This window comes from Collinsella ihumii (assembly GCF_900046475.1).
Classification (GTDB): domain Bacteria; phylum Actinomycetota; class Coriobacteriia; order Coriobacteriales; family Coriobacteriaceae; genus Collinsella; species Collinsella ihumii.
In genome coordinates, this window is sequence record NZ_FCOU01000006.1 from 102430 (window position 1) to 111051 (window position 8622).

At 64.3% G+C, this 8622-nt stretch carries 6 protein-coding genes and 2 tRNA genes; 4 read left to right on the forward strand and 4 right to left on the reverse strand.

The features are described 5' to 3' along the window. Positions 1-166: 166 nt before the first annotated feature. Positions 167-2080: a magnesium transporter gene (locus tag BN3789_RS05300; RefSeq protein WP_066831330.1), complete on the forward strand. Its 1914-nt coding sequence runs from the start codon at positions 167-169 to the stop codon at positions 2078-2080. A gap of 10 nt (positions 2081-2090) precedes the next feature. After that, positions 2091-3332: an NRAMP family divalent metal transporter gene (locus tag BN3789_RS05305; RefSeq protein ID WP_066831334.1), complete on the forward strand. Its 1242-nt coding sequence runs from the start codon at positions 2091-2093 to the stop codon at positions 3330-3332. Positions 3333-3419: 87 nt separating this feature from the next. Here the strand turns inward: BN3789_RS05305 and BN3789_RS05310 are convergent, their stop codons facing one another. The 4 genes from BN3789_RS05310 to BN3789_RS05325 form a co-directional block, all read right to left on the reverse strand. Then, the gene (locus BN3789_RS05310) at positions 3420-5615 is read right to left on the reverse strand and encodes an acyltransferase family protein (protein WP_229254211.1); all 2196 of its coding nucleotides are present in this window, start codon (positions 5613-5615) and stop codon (positions 3420-3422) included. Positions 5616-5918: 303 nt separating this feature from the next. Beyond that, the gene (locus BN3789_RS05315) at positions 5919-6470 is read right to left on the reverse strand and encodes a LemA family protein (RefSeq protein WP_066831337.1); all 552 of its coding nucleotides are present in this window, start codon (positions 6468-6470) and stop codon (positions 5919-5921) included. 209 nt (positions 6471-6679) lie between these two features. After that, positions 6680-6771 (reverse strand) — tRNA-Ser (locus BN3789_RS05320). 49 nt (positions 6772-6820) lie between these two features. Beyond that, positions 6821-6911: transfer RNA gene (locus tag BN3789_RS05325), tRNA-Ser, on the reverse strand. A 207-nt stretch (positions 6912-7118) separates the two neighbouring features. Between BN3789_RS05325 and BN3789_RS05330 the strand changes: the two genes are divergently transcribed. Both BN3789_RS05330 and BN3789_RS05335 read left to right on the forward strand, forming a co-directional pair. Further along, positions 7119-7547, forward strand: a complete 429-nt coding sequence (locus tag BN3789_RS05330) for a hypothetical protein (RefSeq protein ID WP_066831340.1) — start codon at positions 7119-7121, stop codon at positions 7545-7547. 82 nt (positions 7548-7629) lie between these two features. After that, positions 7630-8622, forward strand: a 993-nt coding sequence (locus BN3789_RS05335) for a DUF4013 domain-containing protein (RefSeq protein ID WP_161938974.1), incomplete at its 3' end; no start/stop codon positions are given.

Sequence of the window (8622 nt, forward strand, 5' to 3'; positions counted from 1 at the left end):
GCCCATCGGGCGCGGCCGTCTTGTTCTTGTATGGGGGTCACGAGAAAGGTAACAGGTGAGATCCAAACCTCGACCACACAGTAGCTGACCCCTGCGGGTGCCCTTCGTTATGGCGCGCGCCGGGGTTGCGCGGCCATAGCTTTCTTTTCTTCTTCGAAGGAGCACCATGAACTATCTTTCAGAGATGCTCAAGCTTCCTGTCGTCGATTCGGCGGGCGAGCGCATCGGCATCGTCAATGACTTGGGCATCGCCACGGGTGAGGTTTTCCCTCATGTGACGTCACTCGCGTTCCAGGGGCCCGGCAAGACGCCGTTCATGATCTCGTGGCGAAAATATGTCGAGCGCTTCGATGACGATGGCGTGTATCTCAAAATGCCCGCCACCGACATCCGCTTCTCCTATCTGCAGCCCGACGAGGTGCTGCTCGCTCGCGACATCATGAACAAGCAGATCGTCGACACGCAGGGCATGAAGGTCGTGCGCGTGAACGACATCAAGCTGTCCGCGTCGGGCGAAAACCAGCTGCGCCTGCTCGGCGCCGAGGTGGGCGTCCGCGGCCTTCTGCGCACGCTGCATCCCGTGCTCGAGCGCGTCGTGGTCGCCGCCTCGCGCGCGGTGGGCAAGCCGCTCCAAGAGGACATCATCGCGTGGTCGTACATGGACCTGCTCGAGCGCTCCACGCAGACCATCAAGCTGTCCGTTTCTCACAAGACCCTCGGCGAGCTGCACCCGGCGGACATCGCCGACATCATCGAGCAGCTCGACCCGCGCCTGCGCGGCCAGGTTTTCGCCCAGCTCGACACGGCGCAGGCCGCCGAGGCCATCTCCGAGCTCGATGACGACGAGCTCGTGGCCGAGATGCTCGAGGGCCTGTCCGATCGCGATGCGTCCTCGATGCTGGCCTTGATGGACCCCGACGACGCCGCCGCCCTCATCGACGAGCTCGACTACGAGAAGGCCGAGAAGCTTCTGCGCCTCATGGGCGTCAAGGAGGAGCGTGCCATCCGCAACCTGCTGGGCTACGAGGAGAACACCGCCGGTCGTATCATGACGTCCGAGTTCGTGGCCCTGCCGGCAACATCGACCGTCGCCGATGCCATCGACGGCCTGCGCAAGCTCGATGAGGACTTCGAGAGCGTGTATTACGTCTACACCACCGACCCCGCCGGTGCGCTCACCGGCGTGCTCTCGCTGCGCACCCTGATCGTTGCCGATCACGATGCGCGCCTGAACAGCCTCGCGTATCGCGACGTGGTCTGGGTCTCGCCCGACGAGGACCAGGAAGACGTCGCCGAGGAGATGTCCAAGTACAACCTCGCGGCCATGCCCGTGTGCGACGAGAACCGCCATATCCTGGGCATCGTCACGGTCGACGACGCCATGGAGGTCATGAACGAGGAGCACCAGGAGGACCTGCAGATCGCCGGCATGGCGGGCGCCGAGGGCGGATCGGGCGAGTCCATGCACGTGTTCTCGTGGTTCGCGCGCCGCCAGTACTGGCTGCTCGTCTGGGCCATCGCATCGGGCATCATCGCGGCGGTCCTGCAGATGATGGGCGGTCTTGGGAGCTACTTCATCTACCCCATGTGCGTCATGCCCGTCTCCCTGCTCGCGGCGAGCCGCGTCGTCTCGTACGTGCGCAACTACTATCTGGAGTACGACGAGGCTGACGATGAGGATAAGCCCTACCTGGCCTTTTTCCTGCAGACCGTGCTTGTCGGCGCGGTGCTGGCGCTCGTGATCTACCTATGCGGCCAGCTGGTGCTGGGCGCCGCCTATTCCGACGACGTGCTGGCCAGCGCCTCGGCTGGCGGATGGATGCCTGCCGCGGCGGATCCCGACGGCGCCGTCAACGCGCTCATCGGGGCGGCGCGCATGCTGTCCGCCTGCTTTGCCTGCGCGGCGGGCGTGACGTTTGTGAGCTGCGCGCTTTCGGTCATCTACCTCAAGGTGCTGTTCTGGCGCGACGAGCACGACCTCAACACGTCGGGCATCGCGCTCAGCGTGTCGGCCGTGCTGATCGCGTGCGCGCTCTATTCGGTCGTCTCGACCCTCGCGGTCTCCATGATCGCCGCGTAGGGGTGCTGACATGGCAAGACGGACGCATCAGAAGTTGACGATCGGGATGGTGCTCGGCGCCATGGGTCCCGGTCTTTTGGCTGCTCTATCGGGCAACGATGCGGGCGGCATCGCCACGTATTCGAGCGCGGGAGCAAGCTACGGCTACGGCACGCTGTGGATGCTGCCGCTCATGGCGGTGCTCCTCATCGTGGTGCAGGAGACCGCGGCACGGTGCGGCTGCGTGACCGGCAAGGGCTTCGCGTCGCTCATCCGCGAGAAGTACGGCGTGCGGAAGAGCGCGCTGGCGATGGGTGCGCTGCTGGTCGCGAACACCGCCGTGACCATCTCGGAGTTTGCCGGCATCGCAAGCGGCCTCGCGCTGTTCGGCGTGCCCGCCACGGTATCGGTTCCCCTGGTCGGTCTGGCCATCTGGTCGCTCACCATGTCGGGAAGCTTCCAGCGCATCGAGAAGATCCTGCTCATGGTGAGCTGCGTGTTCGTGACCTATATCGTGGCGGCGTTTTTGGCGGGTCCCGATTGGGGGCAGGTCACGGCGGCGACGGTGTCGCCTCATATCGTGCCCGAACCCGAGTACGTCTCGCTGCTCGTGGCGACGATCGGCACCACCATCGCACCGTGGATGATCTTCTTGGCGCAAAACAACGTGGTCGACAAGAACGTCGACGAGAGCGGCATCATCCTGCAGCGCATCGACACGACGTCGGGCTCGATCATCGCCTGCGCCGTCGCGTGGTTCATCGTGGTCACGACCGGTGCGGTTCTCTACCCGGCGGGCGTCCAGGTGTCGGATGCCGCCGACGCGGCGCTCGCCCTCGAGCCCATCGCGGGCGAGTTCTCCACCATCCTGTTCGCATCCGGCCTGGTGGCGGCGAGCTTTCTGGCCGCCTGCGTGCTGCCCGGCGTCACCTCGAGCGCGATCTGCGAGGCGTTCGGCTGGGAGCGCGGAGCGGACCGCAGCTGGGAGGAGGCGCCGATCTACCGCGGCATCATCACCGCGGTCATCGTCGCTTCGGCCCTGCTGGTGATCATGCCCGGCGTCAATCTGTTCCAGATCATGATGAGCGCGCAGGTCATCAACGGCGTGCTGCTGCCGGTGCTGCTGGTCTTTCTGCTGTTCATCGCCCAGGACCGCCACATCATGGGCGAGTATCGCAACGGGCGCGTGTGGAACGTGCTGACCTGGGCGACCATCGTCATCATCACCGTGCTGACCATCATCATGTTCGTGCTCCAGGCCCTCGGGTACTGATCGGGCCGAAAGGCGCGCGCTCGCGCGGCGGCACAGAGGCGAAGCCGGGGCATGCCGATGCCGATGCCGATGGCGTGCGGCCGGGGGCTACTCCTGCGCGTTATAGGGCTCGAGCAGCACCGAGGTCATGCTATCGGTCAGCGAGGTCCTGATGCCGTCGGTCACCGATTGCATCCGGCTCTGCAGCTCTTGCTGCAGCTCGGGGTCATCGAGGTGCACGGGCAGGATGTCTTCGACCGCAGAGTAGATGAGATCCACGTATTCGACCGCGCCCGACTCGTTCAGATGCGTTCCGTCGCCGTCGAAGACGTCGTTGCGGCCCTCGCTGTAGCCGTACCAGTCAACAATGCGCACGTTGGAATAGCGCTCGGCCGCTCGCGCAAGCGTCTCATTCGTGGGGCCGGTCCATGGCTGCGGGCTGCGCGTGTTGACGAACACCACGGTACGGTCCGCCCCGGCGATCCCCATGAGCGTGTCGATCTGCTCGTCGCTCATCGGTCCGTTCGTGCCCAGGGCGAACACGAGGATGCCTCCGGCGAGATTCTGGTCGACGAGGCTCTGATAGATCTCGATGCCCGTGCCGAACTGGCGGTTCTTCGCCGCGTCGATGTATCCGTGGGGGAATTTCTCCTCAAACGCCGGGATGACTCGCACCGAGACCGAATCGCCGATCATCACGATGTCGTAGGCCCCTTGGGGTTCGGCGGCGGTCGTCTCGCCATCCTCCTGATCGGCAGGGGTGCCATCCGCCTGCCCTTCGGCGCCCGCAGCGTCCTGCCCGTCATCGGTGCCCTGCTCGAGCAGGGCGGCGCCCTCTGCCGACAGGGCGGAGGTGTCGGGCACCAGGACGAGCCCCGCTACGGCGGCGACCAGCACGAGCGTGGTCGCCGCAACGGGAAGCGGGTGCTTGCGCGCCAGGCGACCGGGCGTCTCGTGCGACCCTTTGAGCTGCTTGACGATCTTGCCGAACAGCCCGTGCCTGAACGGCGTCTCGATGAAGCGGTACGAGAGCTCCGCCGCTAGGATGACCAGGGCGATCTGGATGATATAGACCCACCAGGGCTTCTCGCTGATGTCGCTCACGGGGTTCATGAGCAAAAGCAGCGGGTAATGCCACAGGTAGATGCCGTACGAGCGCTTGCCGAGCCACACGAGCGGCGGCAGCGAGAACACGCGTGACAGCAGCGTGTCGGGCTGCACGCAGGCGGCCACCAGCGCAACCGTGAGCAGCGAGCACAGCAGGGTGCCGCCTTGGTACTGGAAGGCGGTGTAGCCGTTGGTGAGGGCCATGATGGCGATCAGCGCCATAAGGCTCAAAAGGCCGATGACGTCGATGAGCCACGGGCTGTTCGTCATCTTCTGCTCGCTGCGGATCGCATCGGCGGACTTCTGGGCGACCATGCGGTAGGTGGGATGCGGGGTGCCTGCGCGGTGCGCATCCGCCGGCTTGTGCTCGCCTGCGGCCTTCCCAAGCCTCCTGCCGAGTTTGCGCAGATGCGGGGCGAGCCAGCCGAGACGCATCGAGGAGGTCGGGATAAACGCGAGCCAGGCGCCCAGAAGCAGCGAGAACACGCGCGTATCGGTGCCGTAGTACACGCGGCTCGGGTCGACCGACGGATCGTACAGCGCCGTCATGGCGACCGCCGACACGATGGCCAGCACGAGCGTGCCCCGGCGCACGAGCTTGTTCTTGCCTCCGAGCTTCCAGACACCCATCAGCAGCAGGGGCCAGATCAGATAGAACTGCTCCTCGATGGCCAGCGACCAGAAGTGGGTGAGCGGCGAGGGGTCGCCCAGCGCATCGAAGTACGACACGTTTCGCAGAATCTGCCACCAGTTGTTGAAGAACAGGATGGAGGGGACGATGTCCGGCCTCATCTTGGTGAGCATCACGTGGTTGAACAGCGCACACAAGATGATGGTCACCACGATGACCGTCAGCACGGCGGGCAGCAGGCGACGGATGCGGCGAATCCAGAAATCCTTGAGGTCGATGCGTCCGGTGCCGCGGTATTCGACGATCAGCAGGTGGGTGATGAGGTATCCGGACAGCACGAAGAACATCGTGACGCCCTGGAGGCCGCCTTGGATCCATGAGAAGCCCAGGTGGTAGAGGACGACCGCCGCGACGGCAAGCGTGCGGATGCCGTCGAGCGCCGGGATATAGCGTGAGCGCGGGCGAGCGGGGCGCATGTCTTGCTGGCGGGCTGCATCTGCGCGCGGGGTGTGCGTTGATGCGGGCTTGGTGCCGGTGGTCTCCTGCTTGGGCTGAGGGGAAGTCATGTCTTCGGGTCGATCCGTTCGTGTGTCGGGTTCGCAGTCCGCCTGATTGTACCGCTGTGCGCGGCAAAAGGGCATATGCGCCTGTGCCCGATGGGCAGCCGGTCCCTTGTGGCAGATGCGGGCCTTCGTTCATTCATGAATGAACGGGACCCTTTTCGGCGTTTGCCCAGGATTTGTTTGTTTGACACCCGTACTTTTTCATGAATGAAGGGGATTCCCGTGAGCGGGGAGTGCGACGCGCCGCGCAAAAAAGCGCCCGAGGGAAAGCCCCCGGGCGCACATCGGCCACGTGATCGGCGTCGCTTAGAACTTCACGTTCGGGACGGAGCGCGCCGCCTCTTCCGCCTCGAAGCCCTGACGCTCCTTGAACTGGAAGATGCCGGCAAAGATGACGCCGGGGAACGTCTGGATGGCGTTGTTGTAGTTGAGCACGCAGTCGTTGTAGCTCTGACGGGCGTAGGAGACCTTGTTCTCGGTGTCCTCGAGCGAGGTCTGGAGCTGCATGAAATTGGCGTTGGCCTTGAGATCGGGATAGGCCTCGGCCACGGCGAACAGCTGGCGCAGGGCGCTGGTGAGCGCGCCGTCGGCGGCCATCTTCTCGTCGGGCGTCGTCGCCGTGACGGCCGCGTTGCGCGCGTTGGTGACGGCGGCAAGCGCCTCGCGCTCGTGCGACGCGTAGCCCTTGACGGTCTCGACGAGGTTGGGGATCAGGTCGTTTCGACGCTGAAGCTGGGTATCGATGTTCTGCCACGCGTTGTCGATGCGATTGCGCAGCGTGACCATGTTGTTGTAGATGCCCGCGATTGCGCAGACGATGACGATGACGACAACGATCGCGATGATGGTCGGAATCATGCTCAGCTCCGTTCCGGGCTTTGCGCCCCGTGGGATGTGAGACAAAGTATACCGGATAGCGCTCGCATCGTTTGCCGTCATAGATTTGGAACAAGAGCTCCGGCTTCGCTCCCATGTCCTGGCCGGAGGGTTTTGCGCTCGCTCTGTCTTCGCAGGTGGGGCGACATACAAAAAAGCGCCCGAGCTGGCGGGCGCTTTGCGTTCCATGATGGCGGAGGAGGAGGGATTCGAACCCTCGTACCCGGGTTACCGGGTAAACGGTTTTCGAGACCGCCGCATTCAACCACTCTGCCACTCCTCCGTTGGAGTGAAACATGGCGCGTCACAAGGGGCGCGCCATGAGAAGATGCTGGCGGAGAGTCAGGGATTTGAACCCTGGAGACGCTTTTGGCGCCTACACGATTTCCAATCGTGCTCCTTCGGCCACTCGGACAACTCTCCGTGAAATGCAACGGCAATTTTACCGTATCCAGCGCCGCGCGCAAGTGTCATTTGCAAGATGGCGAAAAAATGTGGGGGAGTTAAGGAGCCGGCAGGCAGGAGTCTCTGTCTCCCCCGACGCCTTAAGACCCGCTTAATCTGGGCAAATGCCGCCATAAGGGCATTTTGTCGCGGATACACTGAAGATGTGAGAAAGGAGGAACCGCGATGTACGCCACGAGCATAGCCACGCACGCCATGCCGGCGGAGGCGCTGCGCGTCGCCGTCGACCACGCGTTTGCGGAGGCGCGGTCGTGCCTTATCGGATGCGGTTCCCTCGCTCCCTTTACCATCATGTGCGCATCCGACGGGTACGACATCGTCGAGCACCACGGTCGATCGGCACGGGATATCTACCGCTCCGTGCGCGATCTTTTGGTCCGCGAGAAGCCGGAGGCGTATGCCTTTGTCTATGATGGGTTCGTTGATGTCGATGCCGGGCATACCGGTGCCCTCATATGCGAGGCGGCGTGTCGCGGGGACGCCATGGCGCGCCTGATGGTGCTGCCGTATCGCGCGGGCGCTGCGTATTCGTTTGCCGAATCGTCCATCTGCATGGGAGCGGTGCGGTCGCTGTTCGCGGACGTTGCCCGGTAGTCACGTCTTTCGCGGCGCGGTAAAGCGGTGAAGGTGCATGGCACGGTCGCCTTGGCGACCTGAGATCAGAGGAGTAAGAGATATGTACGCACAGCAGCTGGGATTCGTCTCTTCCTGGAAGATGCTGACGCGCGACAAGGGATGGATCAAGCCGCTGCTGATCCTCACCCTTGTCGGCTGGATTCCCATCTTGGGCCAGATCGCCATCCTTGGATACGGTCTGGAGTGGGCGCGCCTGACCGCATGGGGCGTCGACGCGGCGCCCAAGCAGCGCGGCGTCGCCTACGGCAAGGTGCTTTCGACGGGCGGCATCGCGTTTCTGCTCACGGTGACCATGGGCCTCGTGCTCGGGGCGATCGACCTCATGCTGTTCGGCGGCTGGTATCCCATCGCCGCGTTCCCTATGGGCATCGGGGTATTCTCGAGCTCGGTGTTCGATCTCGCGCGCGACACGTCCATCCTGATCGCCCTGGTGATCCTGATCGTCAATCTGCTGATGGGGACGTTTGCCACGGCGGCCATGGTGCGCGCGACCATTTACGACAACTTCGCCGCCGGCTGGCGCGTCGACCGCCTGTTCCAGATGATCGGGCGCGATCCGCGCGGATTTCTCCACGCGTACGGCGTGTCGCTTATCGGCGGGCTGGTCACCACGGCCTATTCGATGGCGATCGCGCTGGTGGGAAGCCTGTTCGCCTTCGGCGGCGTGATGGGGTTCGTGCTCGGGGCCGGATTGAGGGGCAGCGAGTACGCGAGCCATATGATCCAGGGCATCGGGCCCGGCATCATCGTCTTGGCGGTGGTGCTCGTGGTCGTCGTCATGTTCTTCGGGGGCGTGATCGGCACTGCGATGCAGCTCATCTCCATCAACGCGGTCGGTCAGTGGTTCTGCCGCTTCGACGTCGGCCGCTGGGGCGTGTCCTCGGCCCCCTTGCCCGACGGCGTTCCGTACCAGACGAGCGCTACGGCATCGAACCCCTATGCCGGTGCCCAGGCCGACCAGCCCCCTCGCAGGCCCGATGCGGACGCGTCCGCGGAAGAGCAGCCTGCAGGCGCTTCCGAGCCGGCCGCGCCG